Genomic DNA, 18129 nt, shown 5'->3' on the forward strand with positions numbered 1-18129 from the left:
ACGCATCACCGCTTCCGTTTCTCACGGTCGGCGGGCCACATCGGCTGGAGGGCGTGCCAGTCTTCCGGATACGCAGCGATATTTGCCGCGAAGCCGTCGGCGATCCGCTGAACGGTCTCTTCCACATTGGTGACTTCGATCTCCGGTGAAACCGAATGACCCCAGTCCGGCTGAGTTGCTGAACCCGCGAACCAGGAGTGCGCTACGTGCAGCCCGGCACCGGTGTCCAGTGCGAGCTTCGCCGGCCCGGCTGGCAGGGTGGTCTCCTCCCCGAAAAAGGTGACCGGAACACCACGGGGAGTCATGTTGCGCTCCCCCATCAGGCAGACGATTCCGCCGGAGACGAGCACCTCTTTCAGTCGCTCGTAGGGTGGCACGGATGAACCAGTAGCTGCGAGCACCTCGAAGCCCATGGATTCGCGGTAGTCCACGAAGGCGTCGAAAAGCGCCTCGGGCCGCAAGCGCTCGGCGACAGTGGCGAAACCGCCGTAGCGGGACACGAGCCACATGCCCGCCATGTCCCAATTACCGGAATGCGGGAGGGTGAGAATGAGACCTTTGCCGCGAGCCAGGGTCGCTTCCAGGTGGTCACGGCCACGCACACCGGCGTCGAGGCGTGAAAGCAGTTCCGGATCACCTGCGATCGCCGGCAAACGGAAAGCCTCGCTCCAATAGCGCGCGTACGAGCGCATCGAATCGCGCACGAGCGCCCGGGTGACATTTTCCGCACCGACGACGCGTGTGAGGTTGCGCCGCAGCATCTCCGCGCCGCGTCCCTTGTCCGACGCATAATCCGCGCCGGCGTTGAACAGTGCGGCGGCCGCACGAGGCGGCAAGTACCGCACGGCTTTCCATCCCGCGATGTACCCGGCAGCCGCCAGTCGCTCGGAGAATGGTGCTTTTGCCGCTGCCGTCACTAGCGCATGCCCTCCGGTTCAGGAACGCCTGCGGGTGCGGCGATGCGCTGGTTCGCTTTCGGGTCGCGCGAGGCCATATACAGCCGTTGGATCACGGTGATCACCGAGCCCACTGCGAGCGTCCACAACGCAGTTTCAATCGCCAGATCCACTCCGAAGCCTTCAAGAACAAGGCCAGCTACAGCGACGATCAGGCGTTCGGGTCGCTCAATGAGCCCGCCGTTGACCTCAAGTCCGCCGGCTTCGGCTCGGGCTTTGATGTAACTGATCGTCGGCGACAACGCGAGGACGACCAGCGCACCAGCAACCGTCGATGCCTCTGCTTGATCGACGTAGATGAGCCAGTAGACGATGGCACCGAACAATGCGCCGTCGGTCAGCCGATCGCACGATGCGTCAAGCGTCGCGCCGTACGCCGTGCCCCCTCCACGCAACCGCGCCATCGTGCCGTCCACGACATCGAACGCCGCGAAGAACGCCATCAGCACGCCGGCCCACACCAGATGCCCGGTGGGTATCAGCACGACAGCGACGGCGATGGTGGCCAGCGTCCCTAAAATCGTCACGGCATTCGCGGACAAACCAAGGCGCAGCAACAGCTTTGCGACGGGCGCTGCCACCACCGACGCCGGTTTCCTTCCATAAAGACCGAGCATTTAGGCGCCGTCCTCTCTGACGATCTCCACCCAGCCCTCGGCCAGCAGCGAGCGCGTTTCCCGGAGCAACTGCGGAAGGACCTTTGTGCCGTCGATGACCGTCATGAAATTGGAGTCCCCCGCCCACCGCGGAACCACATGCAGGTGCAAGTGATCGCCGACCGAGCCACCTGACGCTTTCCCGAGGTTGAGCCCCACGTTGATCGCTTCAGGCCGGGAGACGCGTTTGAGCGTGCGCACCGCAAGCTTGGCGAATGCCATAAGCTCGGCCGTTTCGTCATCGGTCAACTCTTCTAAGTCCGCGACCTTGCGGTACGGCACGACCATGAGGTGGCCAGCGTTGTAGGGGTACAGATTCAACAGCGCGTAGACGCTCTCACCGCGGGCGATGATCAGCGCGTCTTCATCGGATTGCTCCGGCGCTGCGAGGAAAGGATCTGCCTTGCGCTCTTTTCCACCAGGGATAGACGAGATATACGCCGAGCGAAACGGCGCCCACAGCCGCACGAGGCGGTCGTGGTCGCCCACGCCGGAATCGACATACTCCCTCGGGGCATGGGTCTCCCCCGGCGCAGCGGAGTCAGCCTCCCTTTCGGGAATGCCGCCGTTGCTATCCTCGGCGTGCCTCAAAGGACACCTCATTCGGCTGCTCGTTGAGCTGGTCGCCCACCCAGGCGCTGATGAGTTCGACTGCCTCATCCACCGGCACACCGTTGACCTGGCTGCCGTCGAGGAAGCGGAAGCTCACTGCGTTCGCCTCGACATCGCGTGCGCCAGCCAGCAGCATGAACGGGACCTTGCCCTGCGTGTGGGTGCGGATCTTCTTCTGCATGCGGTCGTCGGAGTGGTCGACCTCCGCACGGATGCCGCGGGCGCGCAGCTGCTCAGTCAAAACGTCGAGGTGCGGTGCAAAATCGTCCGCGACCGGAATGCCCACCACCTGGTGCGGTGCCAGCCATGCCGGGAATGCACCGGCGTAGTGCTCGAGCAGCACGCCGAAGAAGCGCTCGATGGAGCCGAAGAGAGCGCGGTGAATCATCACCGGGCGCTTCTTCGTGCCGTCGGAAGCGGTGTATTCGAGGTTGAAGCGCTCCGGCAGGTTGAAGTCCAGCTGCACGGTGGACATCTGCCAGGTGCGGCCGATGGCATCGCGTGCCTGGACTGAGATCTTCGGACCGTAGAACGCGGCACCCGCCGGATCCGGAACCAGCTCGAGGCCGGATTTCTCCGCGACAGACTGGAGGATATTCGTGGAACGCTCCCAGATCTCGTCGTCGCCGATGTACTTCTCCGGGTCCTTGGTGGACAGCTCGAGGTAGAAATCGTCGAGGCCGTAGTCCTTGAGCAGGGAAATGATGAACTCGAGGACGTCGGTCAGCTCCTGTTCAAGCTGATCTTCGGTGCAGTAGATGTGCGCGTCATCCTGGGTGAAGCCACGGGCACGGGTCAGGCCGTGAACCACACCGGACTTCTCGTAGCGGTACACCGTGCCGAATTCGAACAGGCGCAGCGGCAGCTCGCGGTAGGAACGTCCGCGGGAGTCGAAGATCAGGTTGTGCATCGGGCAGTTCATCGGCTTGACGTAGTAGTCCTGCGCCTGCTTGGTCACCTCACCGGCGTCGTTGGTCTCGCCGTCGAGCTGCATCGGCGGGAACATGCCCTCTGCGTACCAGTCGAGGTGGCCGGACTGTTTGAACAGATCGCCCTTGGTCACGTGCGGGGTGTTCACGAAGGAGTAGCCAGCCTGGATGTGGCGGTTGCGGGAGTGGTTTTCCATCTCCATGCGCACGATGCCACCGTCCGGGTGGAAGACAGGCAGGCCGGAGCCGACCTGGTCTGGGAAGGAGAACAGGTCCATCTCGGAGCCGAGACGACGGTGGTCGCGCTTCTCGGCCTCCTCGATCATGTGCTGGTATTCCTCCAGCTTCTCCTTGGACTCCCACGCAGTGCCGTAGATGCGCTGCAGACCGGCGTTCGCCTGGTCGCCGCGCCAGTACGCGGCGGAAGAGCGGGTCAGCGCGAAGGCCGGAATGTACTTGGTGGTGGGCACGTGCGGGCCGCGGCACAGGTCGTGCCAAACGACCTCGTTGGTTCGCGGGTTGACGTTGTCGTAGTGCGTCAGGTCGCCGGCGCCGACCTCGGTGGCCTCGTCCGAGTTCGGGTCCACAGACCCCTTGTCTTGGATGAGCTCGAGCTTGTACGGCTCGTTCTTCAGATCTTCGGCGGCTTCTTCGGCGGAGGCGTAGACACCACGGACGAATTTCTGCCCCTGCTTGATGACCTTCTTCATACGCTTCTCCAGCGTCTTCAGATCCTCAGGAGTGAAAGGTTCGGTGACATCGAAGTCGTAGTAGAAGCCGTCGTTGATGGCGGGGCCGATGCCCAGCTTGGCGTCGGGGAATTCCTCTTGCACTGCCTGTGCGAGAACGTGCGCACACGAGTGGCGGATGACGCTGCGTCCCAGCTCCGTGTTCGCCGCGACCGGCATGAACGTTCCGGTCTCCTCCGAGGTGTGGGAAAGATCCTTCAAATTCCCTTCAGCGTCCTGCACGCAGACGATGGCATCTTCGCCCTTATTGGGCAGTTCCAGCTCACGCATCGCTACACCGACAGGTGTGCCGGCGGGAACCTCGAAAGGCTCGTGATTCAGTGGAGTTGGGGCAATCCCGCTGGACATATGTTCTTCAGCGCTCCTTTGCGCTCGTGCGGGACGGCATACCTGGCCGCGCCCGCGGTGTGTTCATGTCTCGCCCCCGCGGGCCGGCACAAAAATAACCGCCGCGTGGGCACTGGGGGCGATCTTACCCCTGCCCGCCGCGGCGGTAATCGGCGCGTTGCCTACTGGCGTTCGCTATCGCCGTCGAGCTCCTCCATTTCGCGCACTCGCTGCGTCGCATCGTCGTTCTGGCGGCGGCGGCTCAAAGCGACGATCACCACACCGCCGAGGAACAACGCGCCGAGCAGCAGCCACAGCCAGGTGTAGCCGGAGCCAGCGTCTTTCTCGGCGGAATCGGTTGCTTGAGTTCCTTCGGTCTCGCCTTCGTTATCCCCTCCGCCCGGCGCGGTGGACTCCTCAGATGCATTTGCCGGGGTGAAGGTGAAGTCAGTGTGCCCCTTGGTGGCATGGCCATCGGAGGAAGTGATCTGGTAGCCGATGCGGTACTCGCCCGGCTGCGCATCTACATCGTCCGGGACGTCAATGGAAACCGTGCGGTCATTGACTTCGGGCTCGCCGTTGAACAGGACTTCGCCGTCGGAAACGCGTGACAGCGCGACGGTGTTGAAGTCTTCTTTCGGCTGCCCGGAAAATTCCAGGACGAGCTCTGTCGGGAATTCGGTGACGGTCTCGTCGATGCCTGGACGCGCGGAGATCACTGAGTCGTGTGCAAACGCTGCGGGCGCCGTGCCTACGGCGAGCATTGCTGCGGCGGTTCCTGCAAGCAGTGTGCGGGTGGTGGCGGATTTAATCCTGCGTGCCATCAGTGGGTTTCTCCTCTTTCCAGGTCAGTTTCAACAGTTCCAACTGTCATCACTTCTGCGATGCGTTGGTCTGCCGTAGTAGTCCCCACGCTAGGCCCGAAAGTTCCTGGGATTTCCATGTGGACCTACCTAATCGTGACAAACCACTGGTTAAGCGGTAGGTTGACCGGGTGATTTCCCGTGATCGTCGTTCTCGTAGAAAACCGGCCAACCCGAACCGTTGGCCATTTTTCATTGTCGTGTCGCTTGGCCTGTTGATGGTCGCACTGGATAACTCTATCCTCTATACCGCGCTTCCTGCCTTGGATGAGCAGCTCGGCGCGACCGCGTCCCAGTCCTTATGGATCATCAACGCCTACCCGCTGGTGATCACGGGCCTTCTTTTGGGTTCGGGGTCATTGGGCGACCGCATCGGTCACCGCCGCATGTTCATGGTGGGGCTCGTCATTTTCGGTATCGCGTCTCTTGCCGCGGCATTCTCCCCCACTGTGTTGTCGCTCGTGATCGCCCGCGGTTTTCTCGGTGCCGGCGCGGCGACGATGCTTCCCGCCACGCTTGCCCTGATCAACCAGATTTTTCCGGAGGAGCGCGAACGCAACCTCGCGATGAGCATCTGGGTTTCCGCCGCGGTCTTGGGTGCCGCGCTCGGCCCTGTGGTGGGCGGTGCATTGCTGCACTTCTTCTGGTGGGGCTCGGTCTTCCTGATCAATGTTCCGGTCGTTGTGCTGGCCCTCGTGTGCACGCTTCTGATCGGCCCGCGCAACAAGCCGAACCCGGACAAGCACTGGGACCTTATTTCCTCCGTATTCGCGTTGTTCGCCCTGTCGGGATTGACGCTGACGATTGAGGAAGCCGCCCGCCTGGACACTCACATGCCGGTTCTCATCGGCGCCGCTGTGGTCATGGTCTTCGGTGCCGTCATGTTCGGCCACCGCCAGCAGAAGCTCGACGACCCGCTGTTGACTTTCGACATCTTCAAAAACCCGGTCTTTACCGGCGGTGCGGTCTCGGCTGCCGGCGCCATGTTCGTGTTGGTGGGCTTGGAGATGACCTCCACGCAGCGCCTACAGCTTGTCGACGGCTTCTCTCCCTTCCACGCCGGCCTTGCCATCGGCGTGATCGGCTTCGCGGCGTTGCCGTTCACGATCGCCGGCGGCGCACTGCTGCACCGCATCGGTTTCCAGACCATCGTGTCCGGCGGCTTCGCCGCATGCATCGCCGGCGCACTTATGTGCTGGTGGGGTTCCGCAATCGATAGCTTCCCCGTTTTCCTCACCGGCGGCATTCTCCTCGGTGCCGGCGCGAACTTCGCAATGTCGGTCTCCTCCACCGCCATCATTGGCGCCGCTCCCCCGGAGCGCGCCGGTATGGCCGGCGGCGTGGAGGAAGTGTCCTACGAGTTCGGCACCCTCATCACCGTCGCCGTGTCCGGATCAATGCTGACCTCGCTGCTGCTGTCGTTCCTCCCACCGGAGCTAGCCGAAAAGGGCATGAGCGCAATTTACGATCCCGCCACCCACGATGCCGCCGCCCCGGCCTACGCCCATGCCCACGAGCTGACCATGGCCTTCCTCGCCGCAACCGCCGTGGCCTTTTGCGCGATCACCGCGTGGTGCTTCCGCGGGAACCCGAAAACCCCGAGTGTTTAGGTGCCGAAGGGCGGGCCAAGCTACATAGCCCGCTATAGGCAGATTCTCGCTAGCAGTTAGCCAGTTCATACCGTTTCGTTTATTTCGTTTACGTGCTAGCGTGACCCTATGACGAACCTGCAGGACAATAGCGCCACAGAGACCAGAGCAACCGCGCGTCAAGCGCTTCGGAAATTGAATAGCGTGCTCGCAAAACGCTCGGGCTCTATTGAAGGCGTCGATGTCGCGGTAGAAGGTTCAGGCGAGGTGATCCGCCTGCCGCAAGATGTCGCTGGCCTGCTCCGCGATATTTTGGCCAACACTGCTGCAGGACGATCGGTTAGCGTGATCCCCACGAGCGCAGAACTCACCACCCAGCAGGCCGCAGATCTCCTGAACGTCTCCAGGCCACATGTGGTCAAGCTGATGGACGATGGCATCTTAGAGGGACACAAGGTGGGAACTCACCGCAGGTTGTATGCCTCTGATGTGCAGGCCTACAAGCATCAGCGCGACATCAAACAACGCGCTGCCGCAGATGAGCTGACGTCCCTGACCGATCACCTAGGGCTGTATGAATGAGCAATTTCACGGTGGTCTACGACGCTAATGTCCTCTACCCCAGCATCCTCCGTGATGTCCTCATCCGACTAGCAAATGGCGGGAATTTCCACGCGCGCTGGACCGACATGATCTTGGATGAAGTGTTCTCCAACCTGAGTAAGAACCGGCCCGATTTAGATACGACAAAACTCAACAGGACACGATGCCTGATGTGCGAAGCGATTGACGATTGTCTAGTAACTGGGTACGAAGAGTTGATTCCAGCGCTCCACCTTCCTGACCCGGACGACAACCACGTCCTAGCCGCAGCCATTCGCTGCGGAGCTCAGGCCATTGTCACCGAGAACAAACGCGATTTCCCTCAGTCTGAATTAGCCAAGTATGACATCGAGGTTCGCACAGCCGATGAGTTCCTCTGCGACCAAATCGACCTCTACGGTTCAAGCGTGCACCAAGCGATTACCTATGCGACGGCAGCTTTCACCAACCCGCCGAGAACCGTTGATGATGTGCTTGATGCTCTAGCTAAAGCGGGAGCACCTGAGGCGGCAGAACTCCTGCGCCGCTAGCGAAGATGAAAAATACGAAATCTCGACGTTCAGCGGAACACTAATCGTTGAGATTCGAAGGGAGTCAGGAGGCGGAAGGTCTCGAAGTCACTGGCAATGATGTAGGACGGCTGCTCCGCGTCCGTAACGCTGCCGCCTTGCAAGTACTCCCGCGCCTGGTCGACCGCCTTGCCGAGGTCCTAGCCGGGACTTTTCGCCTCGCCGATTACGACTCCGGGCCAAAACAGGTCAATGTAGCCCCCCTTGCCTGATGAAGCGCGGCGGGCGTCCTGCTCGAACAGGTCCATGCGCGTAGCACTCACACCGAAGGCCGCGCATAGTTCAGCCCAGAATGATTGCGCGTATTTCTTCTCGATTCCCCCTTGTCCCTGCTCATTCCACGAATCTAGACGCTCCCGCCACTCGTTGTCGATCTTTTGCGGTGGCAGGGCAGTTGTCATGCCTCAAAATTAGCAAGGCAACCCGGCGCGGTTGGGGCGTTACCGCGCCGGGTAATTAGTTTCCAGTCAGGCGAGTAGCTCGTCCGCTTCTTCCCGGCTGATCTGCCGGGTCGCTTGTGCGATTGTCACTTCCTCGAAGATTGAGGGGGGAGTCCATTTCACGTCGTTAAGGTCCGGTTGGCTGTACGGTGGCTGCGGCTTGGTCATTCCCTGCCGCTGGCGCGCCACTTCCGCCTTGACCTGCTCGGCTGTCGCCTTGCCTGCTAGGTAGTCCTTGAACACGGTCACCGTGGCCTCCTCGTTGGTTAGTACTTGATAGTTCCGAAGGCCGCGAGTTGGCAGATTTCATCGGCCGGGCGGGGCGGGACGTGTTTGGGAACGTTGTCGTCCAGGAGGGCCGTGGTGAAAGCATCGTCGGGGTTGTCCATAGCCCAAGTTTCGGCTGCGCGCTGAATGTCTGCGGCGGTGACGCGGTGGTCTACCTCGTCAAAGTCCGTGAAGACTACGGCATTCGGGCCATGTTCATCTTTGCCGACGACGACCGGCCGTGACCAGAAGGCGCCGACGATAAGGCCGCTTCGAAGGAGTGCGCTTGCCATTTCTGAGCTGACGGACATCCGCTTCTCCCCTTTCGTTCCAGGCCAATTCTAGGCGCTGTTTGTCGGGGTCACTGGCAATGACATCGCCGCTGTCGTGGTCATTGAGTCCGGCCCGATGGCCGCATATGGCCCCGACAGATCCGTGACAAGCGCGCGAGCGCTAACCCATTTCCTGCGTTCTTCAAAACAAAGAACCTCAGATGATTTCTCACCTGAGGTCCTGCAATTCTGTGGTCCCAGCTGGGATCGAACCAGCGACCTTTCCGGTGTGAACGGAACGCTCTTCCACTGAGCCATGGGACCGTTGCGTTTTTGGTGCGAGGGATACATTAACACTGCTGTGGTGAAAGCCCCTAATCGCGTGTACAGACACTGTGGACGTGGGCTTCGGGTGTGGCGGCGGGACACGGGGAATGTGTGGCCGGGTTCCGGCGCTGGGATGAGGGCGGGATGGAAAGCAGGCGGCGTCGATAAGCGCGCGCTTTGGCGCGACAAAAACAAGTCACAACGACGGGATTTGGTTCACGCGGGCCAACACATTAGAGTTTCTAGTCGCACAAGTTCACATCGGAACGAATGCATGCGGATGTAGCGCAGTTGGTAGCGCATCACCTTGCCAAGGTGAGGGTCGCGAGTTCGAGTCTCGTCATCCGCTCCAAGTCCCCTCACGGGGGCTTAAGCGCGATTAGCTCAGCGGTAGAGCACTACCTCGACACGGTAGGGGTCACTGGTTCGATCCCAGTATCGCGCACAAGGGCGAAAGCCCCGATGCGGATGTAGCGCAGTTGGTAGCGCATCACCTTGCCAAGGTGAGGGTCGCGAGTTCGAGTCTCGTCATCCGCTCCACGTACCTCTTGGTACTGTGTAAGAGGCGGAAATCGCCCACGGTGGAATGGCCGAGTGGTGAGGCAAAGGTCTGCAAAACCTTGTACACGGGTTCGATTCCCGTTTCCACCTCCATATTCATGTGAATATTGTGAATATCGCGCGCGATTAGCTCAGCGGTAGAGCACTACCTCGACACGGTAGGGGTCACTGGTTCGATCCCAGTATCGCGCACCAGGGCGAAAGCCCCGATGCGGATGTAGCGCAGTTGGTAGCGCATCACCTTGCCAAGGTGAGGGTCGCGAGTTCGAGTCTCGTCATCCGCTCCACACCACCCCACCGGCTGGAATCACTGTTCCGGCCGGTGGGGTTATCCTTTTGCCATGGCAGCATCCGATTCATCTGAAGCATCACCGAAGACGCACGCGGAGATCATCGGGCCGTCGACGGCGACCCAGGAGGTCCGCGCGGTAGCGATCATCACGGCGTTCGGATCGTTCACCGCTTCCGGCACGTCCGGGGCGCTGGGCAACGACGCTGACAAAGAGGTCATGCTCGCGCTGCGCGAGTGGGCGGATGCCGTCCTCGTTGGTTCCGGCACGGTCAAAGCCGAGGATTACGGCCCAGCGGACATTCCCATCGCAGTTGTGTCACGCTCGCTCGACTTCGACACATCCGCGAAGCTTTTCGACGGCCCGGGCCCGCTGGTCCTCGCCCCCGACGAGTCGCTGACGGACGCCGAGCTCGCCCCGCGCCGCGAGGCGCTGGCGGAGGCAGGCGCCGAACTCGTGGGCACGGGATCGGGGTCGGCGGCAGAGATCGTCGACACACTCCGCGGACGCGGGCTCGGCCGCATCGTCTGCGAGGGAGGCCCGTCGCTGTATGCCGCGATGTTCGAAGCATCGCTTATCGACGTCCTCCACCTCACCTGCGCCCCCTTTGTCAACGGCGAGCCTTCTGGTTTGGACGGCGATATCGACGTGGAGCTGGAATTGGAGGACGTCTACTCCGCAGGCTCCCATATCTTCGCCCGGTACCGGCGGGTGAGCACGGGAAATTAGTGCCCGTTTAGTAGTTTTGGGGGCTGTGACTATCCGCATGAACGCATTACGCACCGCCTGGTCCTCCCCCGCACCGGAGGGAGCCCAACGTCTGTCGACGGTGGCGAATGCGTTCCTGTGGCCGCTGGCTGCGCTGCTTATCATTCACCGAATCTTCGCGGTGGCGCTGCCCGGCACCGTGACCGACGACTTCACCACTGTGTGGTCGGCCGCGCGCCGATTCGTCCTCCGTGAACCGGTGTACAACGAGCTCTACCACCACGTCGACCCGCACTACCTGTACAACCCGGGCGCGACACTGCTGCTGTCTCCTTTGGGGTTGGTGGACAATATCGGCGCGGTTCGTGCCCTGTTCATCCTCGTCAACGCCGCATGCATCATCGGCGCACTGGCCTGGCTGACACGGCTGGGCGGGCATCGGTTGTCCTCCCCCGTTTTCCCGGGCGCGCTGGCCCTCGCGTTTCTCACAGAAGCGGTGACCAACACCCTGGGCTTCGCCAATATCAACGGCGTTCTCTTCCTCGGGCTCGTCGCCTTCCTCGCCTGGCTGCTCAACGCGGGCGCCGGCTCGTCGTGGGCCGCCGGACTCGTGCTCGGTCTGTGCATCCTGATCAAGCCGATGTTCGCGCCCCTGTTGCTGCTGCCCCTGCTGCGTCTGGATTGGCGCGCCATCATCGGTGGCATCGCTGTGCCCGTCGTGCTCAATCTGATCGCCTGGCCGCTCACCCCGGGGGCGCGCGACTACATCGATATCGTCGCGCCGTATCTCGGCATCACGCGCGACTACGCGAACTCGTCGCTATCCGGCGCAGCGGTCTATTTCGGCATGCCGGGCTGGTTGCACACAGTGCTCTTCGCGCTCTTCGCCGCTGCTGTGCTCGTCGCCGTGGTGTTCTTGGCTCGTTACCGCTTCACCGCTGAGTGGGTCTGGGCCGCCACCACCTCGGCTGTTCTCCTCGCCGGCGTGTGCCTGCTGTCATCGCTTGGCCAGGCGTATTACTCGATGCTGCTCTTCCCCGCTGTGTTCACCATCGGCCACCGTCTCAGCGCTTTCCGTTCGCCCGCCGCATGGGCGGGAATAATCCTGTGTCTGTCACCGCTGACCTGGGTAGTGGACGGCCACTACGTCACCGGCCGCTGGCTTGACACCTTCCTGCCTACAGTCGGCTGGGCGGTGTTCATCGTCGCAGTGGCGGCGTGGGCCGTGGCTGTCAGCACTTCCGACCGACCTGAAAGGACGCACCGCCATGGCGGACAACACGAATTACAGCGACTGGACTGAAACTCAGTGGCGTGAGCGCCTGAACCCGCAGGAGTACCACGTACTCCGCGAAGCCGGCACGGAGCCACCGGGAGTCGGCGAGTACACCGACACCACCACTGAAGGCGTGTACCGTTGCCGCGCCTGCAATGCAGAGCTGTTCCGCTCCACCGAGAAATTCGATTCCCATTGCGGCTGGCCGTCATTCTTCTCCCCGCTCGCTGGCGACAAGGTGATCGAACGCGAGGACCGCTCGCTCGGCATGGTGCGCACCGAGGTGCTGTGCGCCAACTGCAATTCCCACTTGGGCCACGTGTTCGCCGGTGAGGGGTACGACACCCCGACCGACCTGCGTTACTGCATCAACTCCATCTCCATGACATTGGAGGAAAAGCCGGTGCAGTAAGCTGCCGGCTCCCGCTGGCTTAGCTGAAAGTGACTGAGCTGCTTCAGGACAGCGAAAAGCGCCTGTCTCCGCGGAGGGTGCGGGGCAGGCGCTTCGTCGATAAGCGAATGCTTTATGCAGCGAGGTTTACGGCAGGACCTCGACGATCTCTGCGATGTCGGTGACGCGACGGCCGGAGAAGAACGGCAGCTCCTCGCGCACGTGGAGGCGTGCCTCGGTGTAGCGCATCTTGTGCATCAGATCGGAGATGCGACCCAGCGTCGGCGCCTCGAATGCGAGCATCCACTCGTAATCGCCGAGGGAGAAGGCCGACATCGTGTTCGCGCGCACATCCTTGTAGTCCGCGGCGGCCTGACCGTGCTCGATGAGCAGTTGGCGGCGCTTGTCGGCATCCATGATGTACCAGTCGTAGGAACGGGTGAACGGGTAGACCGTGATCCAATCCTGCGGCTCCTCGCCCATGATGAAGGCGGGCAGGTGGCCACGGTTGAACTCTGCCGGACGGTGGAGGCCGACACCGATCCAGAAGACCTCGAGGCACTGGCCCAGCACAGTCGTGCGACGGAAATCGTTGTACGCCTTCTGAATGTCTTCGAATTCCTCCGCGTGCCACCAGATCATCACGTCGGCTTCCGCACGGATGCCGGAGATATCGTAGATGCCGCGGACGACGACCTTGCCCTCTTCCTCGAGGCCGGCGAAGAACTTCTTCAGCTCCGCGATGACATCCCCACGCTCCGAGCCGAGCGCGCCCGGAATCGCGCGGAACGTCGCCCACTGGGCGTAACGCTGAGTGTTGTTGAGCTTTTCAATATCCGGCTGAGTCATGCCGCACATCCTTTCTTCCCCTACCGCGGGGAGGTCCAACAAAAGTTCTATACGCCGATCCTACAGGGCGTGCTTCAACGGATAACGGCGCGCCTCCACAGAATGCGGCTAGGCACTGTCTAGCTTGGAACGCGTGACACATTCGGACCACCCGCAGCTCTCCGCCGCCCCCTCCCCGACCACGAAATCTGCCGCGACCGACGCGCAGAACGGGGAGTCCGCGACGATCCCTGCCGAATTCAACGAAGCAGTGGAGTCCATGCACCGCGCGCAATTGCGTCCGGAGATCAGCCTGGGCACCATCCGTCCGCCGCAGCGCCCCGCGCCGTTCAGCCACGCCGTGGGCCTCGAGGTACAACAGCTTAACGACGATGCGCCTATCCCCACCGACTCCCAAGGCGACGCGTTCGGCCGCCTGATCCTTCTGTACTCCCCCTCCTCCGAGGAGTCGTGGGAGGGCTCCATGCGTCTCGTTGCCTACATCCAGGCGGACATGGACGACGCGGTGGCCTCCGACCCGCTGTTGCCGGATGTCGCGTGGCAGTGGCTCGGCGAATCCCTGGCCGAATCCGGTGCCGAATACACCAACCTCGGCGGCACCGTGACGTCCACGTCGTCGGTCCGCTTCGGCGAGATCGGCGGTCCGCCGCGCGCCTACCAGATCGAAATGCGCGCCTCCTGGACCGCCGCCGGCACCGACCTCTCCCACCACGTCGAGGCGTTTTCGAAGGTGCTCGCCCACGTCGCGGGCCTTCCGCCGGAAGGTGTCGCCGGCATCGACGGCCGCCGCTAACCGATGCCTGACTCTTCCCGTCGCGTCTCCGGCTCCGGCGCCTATACTGTCGCCACCTCGCCTGAGGAGTACGAGCGTGCTGCTGCGGCGCTAGCTGCCGGACGGGGCCCTTTCGCCATCGACACTGAGCGCGCGTCAGCCTACCGCTACGACGACCGCGCCTTCTTAGTCCAGATCTTCCGCCGCGGCGCCGGCACCTTCTTGCTCGCGCCCGAAGGTCACCGCGATGATTTCGAATCGATTCTCGCGCCCGTGGTGGGCGGAGGCGACTGGATCGTCCACGCCGCGCCGGAGGACCTCCCCAGCCTTTCCGAGCTCGGCTTGTACCCTGGCACGCTTTTCGACACCGCGCTCGCCGGCCGCATCGCCGGCTTCGACAAGCCAAACCTGGCCGCCATGGTTGAGCAATTCTGCGGAGTGGTCCTTGAAAAAGGTCACGGACGTGAGGATTGGTCTGAAGTTCCCCTGCCGGCGGAATGGCTCGACTATGCAGCCGAGGACGTCATCTACCTCAATGAGCTCGCCGAAGCGCAAGCCGAGCTGCTCGCTGCCACTGACAAACTCGAGATCGCGGACGAGGAATTCGCCTTCATCGTCGCCGAATACGCTGAATGGGAACCGACCGTGAAAACGTGGCGGGATCTCAAAGGAATCGCGCAATTGAAGTCGCGGCAATCCTTCGCCGTGGCACGCGCCCTGTGGGAAGAACGCGACGCCGAAGCGCGCGACCGCGATAAATCTCCGTCGCAAATCCTGCCCAATAAGGTCGTCCTCGCCGTCGCGAAAGCCCTGCCCCGGTCTCCGCGTGATCTGGGCGCAGTCCCCGGATTTCCGCAACGCCGACGCGGCGCTGTGCAACGCTGGTTTAAGGTGCTGCGATCCGTCTACGATGCCGATCCGTCGACATGGCCGGCGCGGAAAAGACGTGCGGACGATGACGAAACCGGCCCGCCCGGGAAATCCGCATGGCAGCGCCACCACCCTGATTCATGGGAGGCGCTGCAAGCCATGCGATCGGCAGTGGCGTATTCCGCGGCGCAGCTCGAAATGCAAGCCGAGGTCCTGCTCACTCCAGCGACGCTGCGTGAAGCGGTGTGGACGGTGACCAATGAGCCCGGCCCGTGGAGCACGCACCGCGTTGCGGTGCTGCTGCGTTCGCTCGGCGCCCGCGAATGGCAGATCGCGGAAGTCGCCCCGCTGTTCGGGTTGATAGAGGTCTAACTGCTTCGCGCAGCGCTTAGAGGTTCCCGATCCACTCTTCAATAGATGCCCCGGCAGAGGCCGCATCCAAGCCCACATCCGCGATCAGCTGCGAACGTGACGCATGATTCGGGAACACGTCCGGGAATGCCAGACGGCGCAGCGGCGTATCCACCTCGGCAGCGCTGAGTGCCTCGGACATGACGGATCCGACGCCGCCGCGGACAATGCCGTCTTCGTAGACGACCACCATGTCGGCGGATGCCGCCATCTCAATCAGCTCCGTGTTCACCGGGACGATCCAGCGCGGGTCCACCACGGTGATGCGCTGACCTTCACCGTTGAGCTCGTTCGCAACACGCACTGCGTTGTCTGCGAACTCACCGATGGCGATGACCAGTACCTCAGGGGTGTCGTCGCTTTCCTCGCCCAGCGGCTCAACCAGAATGTCGCAGCCGCCCGGCGTGCGGCGTACCGCATCGATGGCGGGGCCGACGTCGCCCTTCGGGAAACGAACCACCGTCGGGCCATCCTCGATCGCGATCGCCTCGCGGAATTCTTCGCGCAGACGGTCAGCATCGCGCGGCGCCGCCACCCGGATGTCGGGAACGATCGATGTGATCGCCATATCCCACACACCGTTGTGGCTCGCACCGTCACTGCCCGTGACACCGGCACGATCCAGCACCAGCGTCACCGGTTGCTTGATCAGTGCGACATCCATGAGCAACTGGTCAAACGCTCGGTTGAGGAAGGTGGAGTACACCGCGACGACCGGGTGCAGACCGCCCAACGCCATGCCAGACGCGGAGGTCACCGCGTGCTGCTCGGCAATACCGACATCGAAGAACCGGGACGGGAATTTCTCCGCGAACGGAGTCAGCCCCGTCGGGCCTGCCATCGCCGCGGTGAGCGCGACAATGTCTTCGCGCTCGTGGGCTGCGCGGAGAAGCTCTTCCGAGAAGACCGAGGTCCAACCGGGCCCCGCTTCGCCGAGCGCCTCACCCGTCACCGGGTCGATGACGCCGGTGGAGTGCATCTGATCGGCCTCATCGTTGACGGCCGGAGCGAAGCCGTGGCCCTTCTCAGTGGCCACGTGAATGATCAGCGGGCCGTCGTATTGCTTTGCGTACGCCAGCGCCGTCATCAGCGAACCGATGTCGTGGCCCTCAATCGGGCCGACGTATTTCATGCCCAGCTCTTGGAACATCTGCGTGGGCACCACCTGGTGCTTGATGCCCTCCTTCATCGCGTGGAGGGCATCGAAAGCGCGCTCACCGACCCAGCCCATGGATTTGAGGGTGCGTTTGCCCTGCTCCATGACCTCGTCGTAGCCCGGCTGAATCCGAATCTGCGCTATCTGGGAGCGCAGCTCATCCAGGTTGCGGGCGAAACCGCCGATCGTCGGCGAATAGGAGCGCCCGTTGTCGTTGACCACGATGACGACATTGCGGTCGCTCTCAGCGATATTGTTCAGCGCCTCCCAGCACATTCCGCCGGTCAGCGCACCGTCGCCGACGACAGCCACGACATTCTTGTCGCCCTTGCCGTGCAGCACCTTCGCCTTGGACAAGCCGTCGGCGTAAGACAGCGCCGCGGAGGCGTGGGAAGACTCCGTCCAATCGTGCTCCGACTCGCTGCGGTTGGTGTAGCCCGACAGACCGTCTTTCTGGCGCAGAGTGTCGAACTGTCCGGCGCGGCCGGTGAGAATCTTGTGCACGTAGGACTGGTGGGACGTGTCGAAGATGATCGGCTCTTCCGGCGAATCGAAGACCGCGTGCAAGGCGATCGTCAGCTCCACCACACCCAAGTTCGGGCCGAGGTGCCCGCCGGTGGCGGAGACCTTCTCAATCAGGAATTCGCGGATTTCACGCGCGAGACGGTCAAGCTCGTCCCTCGACATGTCCTTCAGATCAGCAGGAAAATCGCGGTGGTCAAGGCTACTCACTAGTCGTCTTGGCTCCTTCTCGGCGAATTCTTCCCCCGCCCCGGTTTCTACCCAGCTCGGGTCACCGTGGACGGACTCTCTCGTTCTGATCGAGTTTACACCGCGTGTAGCCAAAACCATCATTCTCCTGCCTTGGAATTAGCGCGGGACGAGACTCGTGAGAACTTCGAAGTGGTGGGTGTTCGGGAAGGCGTCGATAAGCGCCATGCGCTCGACTACGTACCCGCACCCGCCCCACGCTGCGAGGTCGCGCGAAAACGTCGCGGGATCGCAGCCGATGTGGATGACGCGCTGCGGCCCGCGTGCCGCGACGGCCTCCACGACATCCGCGCCGGCACCTGTGCGCGGCGGGTCGAGGACAACCAGACCCGGATCGGGCAGCCCGTCGATGCTCGACTCGACCTTGCTGTTGCGCACCTCCACGTCGACATCCGCCAGCGCCGGTTGCGGATCGCGCGTCGCCGCCGCCGAATAATCGACGCTGACCACGTGCGCGCCTGAGCCGAGCGCATCGCTTATCGACGGCACGAACAACCCCACTCCCCCGTACAAATCCCATCCGACGGGCCGTGCATAGGTGTCCGCAGCCCAATCGCCGATATAGCGGCAGTACGTGGCCGGAGCTGTGGTGTGGGCCTGCCAGAATGCCGTGGGCGGAAAACGGAATACCGATTCTTCGATGCCACTGCTTTGCGGCGCGGGAACCGCCTCGGTCACGACGGCATCGCCTTCGATCCGGGTCTCGATGTGCTCGATCCGCTTGCCGCGCTGCGCGCGCTGGGTCTCCACGACATGGCGCGTGCCGCGTGAATCGACCACGACGACGAGCTCCGCGCCCGGAGTGAACCTGCGCGCATCGGCGCCGACGATGCCATCGAGCGCTTCCTGGTTGACCTGCGTGCAGCGCACCCCCGCGATCACGTCGTGGCTGCGTGCCCGGCGCATCCCGGTGCG

The 18129-nt window shown here is 62.7% G+C and carries 18 protein-coding genes, 7 tRNA genes and 1 pseudogene; 14 read left to right on the plus strand and 12 right to left on the minus strand.

Annotated features, from left to right (window positions below; translation table 11 throughout):
• Positions 1-5: 5 nt before the first annotated feature.
• The 5 genes from J5Y21_RS05475 to J5Y21_RS05495 form a co-directional block, all read right to left on the minus strand.
• Positions 6-917: a phosphatidylinositol mannoside acyltransferase gene (locus tag J5Y21_RS05475; protein WP_210573505.1), complete on the minus strand. Its 912-nt coding sequence runs from the start codon at positions 915-917 to the stop codon at positions 6-8.
• Positions 917-1573 (minus strand): phosphatidylinositol phosphate synthase, encoded by a 657-nt coding sequence (gene pgsA, locus J5Y21_RS05480; RefSeq protein ID WP_210573506.1) that lies wholly within the window; start codon positions 1571-1573, stop codon positions 917-919. The genes J5Y21_RS05475 and pgsA overlap by 1 nt, the downstream gene beginning before the upstream one ends.
• Positions 1574-2173: an HIT domain-containing protein gene (locus J5Y21_RS05485; RefSeq protein WP_349236950.1), complete on the minus strand. Its 600-nt coding sequence runs from the start codon at positions 2171-2173 to the stop codon at positions 1574-1576.
• 10 nt (positions 2174-2183) lie between these two features.
• Positions 2184-4250, minus strand: a complete 2067-nt coding sequence (gene thrS, locus J5Y21_RS05490; protein ID WP_210573508.1) for a threonine--tRNA ligase — start codon at positions 4248-4250, stop codon at positions 2184-2186.
• A gap of 161 nt (positions 4251-4411) precedes the next feature.
• The gene (locus J5Y21_RS05495; RefSeq protein ID WP_210573509.1) at positions 4412-5053 is read right to left on the minus strand and encodes a copper resistance protein CopC; all 642 of its coding nucleotides are present in this window, start codon (positions 5051-5053) and stop codon (positions 4412-4414) included.
• Positions 5054-5223: 170 nt separating this feature from the next.
• Between J5Y21_RS05495 and J5Y21_RS05500 the strand changes: the two genes are divergently transcribed.
• The 3 genes from J5Y21_RS05500 (at position 5224) to J5Y21_RS05510 (ending at position 7814) form a co-directional block, all read left to right on the plus strand.
• Complete coding sequence (locus tag J5Y21_RS05500) at positions 5224-6702, plus strand: MFS transporter (protein ID WP_349236944.1); 1479 nt, start codon at positions 5224-5226, stop codon at positions 6700-6702.
• Positions 6703-6810: 108 nt separating this feature from the next.
• Complete coding sequence (locus tag J5Y21_RS05505) at positions 6811-7263, plus strand: helix-turn-helix domain-containing protein (protein WP_210573511.1); 453 nt, start codon at positions 6811-6813, stop codon at positions 7261-7263.
• Positions 7260-7814 (plus strand): PIN domain-containing protein, encoded by a 555-nt coding sequence (locus J5Y21_RS05510; protein WP_210573513.1) that lies wholly within the window; start codon positions 7260-7262, stop codon positions 7812-7814. The genes J5Y21_RS05505 and J5Y21_RS05510 overlap by 4 nt, the downstream gene beginning before the upstream one ends.
• A 179-nt stretch (positions 7815-7993) precedes the next feature.
• Here the strand turns inward: J5Y21_RS05510 and J5Y21_RS05515 are convergent, their stop codons facing one another.
• From J5Y21_RS05515 to J5Y21_RS05530, 4 genes are all read right to left on the minus strand, one after another.
• Complete coding sequence (locus tag J5Y21_RS05515; protein ID WP_210573514.1) at positions 7994-8254, minus strand: type IIL restriction-modification enzyme MmeI; 261 nt, start codon at positions 8252-8254, stop codon at positions 7994-7996.
• 66 nt (positions 8255-8320) lie between these two features.
• The gene (locus J5Y21_RS05520; RefSeq protein ID WP_210573516.1) at positions 8321-8542 is read right to left on the minus strand and encodes a hypothetical protein; all 222 of its coding nucleotides are present in this window, start codon (positions 8540-8542) and stop codon (positions 8321-8323) included.
• Positions 8543-8559: 17 nt separating this feature from the next.
• A complete protein-coding gene (locus tag J5Y21_RS05525) occupies positions 8560-8871 on the minus strand; it encodes a hypothetical protein (protein WP_210573518.1) in 312 nt (103 codons plus the stop codon).
• Between the two features lie 213 nt (positions 8872-9084).
• A tRNA-Val gene (locus J5Y21_RS05530) sits at positions 9085-9156 on the minus strand.
• 279 nt (positions 9157-9435) lie between these two features.
• Here J5Y21_RS05530 and J5Y21_RS05535 point away from each other — a divergent pair.
• The 9 genes from J5Y21_RS05535 to msrB all read left to right on the plus strand — a co-directional run bounded on the left by J5Y21_RS05535 (position 9436) and on the right by msrB (position 12406).
• Positions 9436-9511: transfer RNA gene (locus tag J5Y21_RS05535), tRNA-Gly, on the plus strand.
• A 21-nt stretch (positions 9512-9532) separates the two neighbouring features.
• Positions 9533-9604: transfer RNA gene (locus J5Y21_RS05540), tRNA-Val, on the plus strand.
• A gap of 19 nt (positions 9605-9623) precedes the next feature.
• Positions 9624-9699 (plus strand) — tRNA-Gly (locus tag J5Y21_RS05545).
• Between the two features lie 40 nt (positions 9700-9739).
• Positions 9740-9813, plus strand: a tRNA-Cys gene (locus J5Y21_RS05550).
• Positions 9814-9840: 27 nt separating this feature from the next.
• A tRNA-Val gene (locus J5Y21_RS05555) sits at positions 9841-9915 on the plus strand.
• Positions 9916-9931: 16 nt separating this feature from the next.
• Positions 9932-10007, plus strand: a tRNA-Gly gene (locus J5Y21_RS05560).
• 54 nt (positions 10008-10061) lie between these two features.
• Positions 10062-10739, plus strand: coding sequence for a dihydrofolate reductase family protein (locus tag J5Y21_RS05565; RefSeq protein ID WP_210573520.1), 678 nt, complete (start codon positions 10062-10064; stop codon positions 10737-10739).
• Positions 10740-10764: 25 nt separating this feature from the next.
• A complete protein-coding gene (locus J5Y21_RS05570) occupies positions 10765-12021 on the plus strand; it encodes a glycosyltransferase family 87 protein (RefSeq protein ID WP_349236945.1) in 1257 nt (418 codons plus the stop codon).
• On the plus strand, positions 11987-12406 hold the full coding sequence (gene msrB, locus J5Y21_RS05575; protein WP_210573522.1) for a peptide-methionine (R)-S-oxide reductase MsrB: 420 nt from the start codon (positions 11987-11989) through the stop codon (positions 12404-12406). The genes J5Y21_RS05570 and msrB overlap by 35 nt, the downstream gene beginning before the upstream one ends.
• A 126-nt stretch (positions 12407-12532) precedes the next feature.
• Here the strand turns inward: msrB and hemQ are convergent, their stop codons facing one another.
• Positions 12533-13234, minus strand: a complete 702-nt coding sequence (gene hemQ / locus J5Y21_RS05580; protein ID WP_210573524.1) for a hydrogen peroxide-dependent heme synthase — start codon at positions 13232-13234, stop codon at positions 12533-12535.
• 226 nt (positions 13235-13460) lie between these two features.
• Between hemQ and J5Y21_RS05585 the strand changes: the two genes are divergently transcribed.
• Both J5Y21_RS05585 and J5Y21_RS05590 read left to right on the plus strand, forming a co-directional pair.
• Positions 13461-14027: a DUF3000 domain-containing protein gene (locus tag J5Y21_RS05585; RefSeq protein WP_349236951.1), complete on the plus strand. Its 567-nt coding sequence runs from the start codon at positions 13461-13463 to the stop codon at positions 14025-14027.
• A 3-nt stretch (positions 14028-14030) separates the two neighbouring features.
• Complete coding sequence (locus tag J5Y21_RS05590) at positions 14031-15248, plus strand: HRDC domain-containing protein (protein ID WP_210573528.1); 1218 nt, start codon at positions 14031-14033, stop codon at positions 15246-15248.
• 16 nt (positions 15249-15264) lie between these two features.
• Here the strand turns inward: J5Y21_RS05590 and dxs are convergent, their stop codons facing one another.
• Together dxs and J5Y21_RS05600 are read right to left on the minus strand one after the other, a co-directional pair.
• The gene (gene dxs, locus J5Y21_RS05595) at positions 15265-17175 is read right to left on the minus strand and encodes a 1-deoxy-D-xylulose-5-phosphate synthase (protein WP_349236946.1); all 1911 of its coding nucleotides are present in this window, start codon (positions 17173-17175) and stop codon (positions 15265-15267) included.
• A 138-nt stretch (positions 17176-17313) separates the two neighbouring features.
• A pseudogene (locus J5Y21_RS05600) lies at positions 17314-18129 on the minus strand (class I SAM-dependent RNA methyltransferase); the annotation flags it as partial.

This window comes from Corynebacterium sp. Marseille-P3884 (assembly GCF_017942225.1).
In the GTDB taxonomy this organism is placed as follows: Bacteria; Actinomycetota; Actinomycetes; order Mycobacteriales; family Mycobacteriaceae; genus Corynebacterium.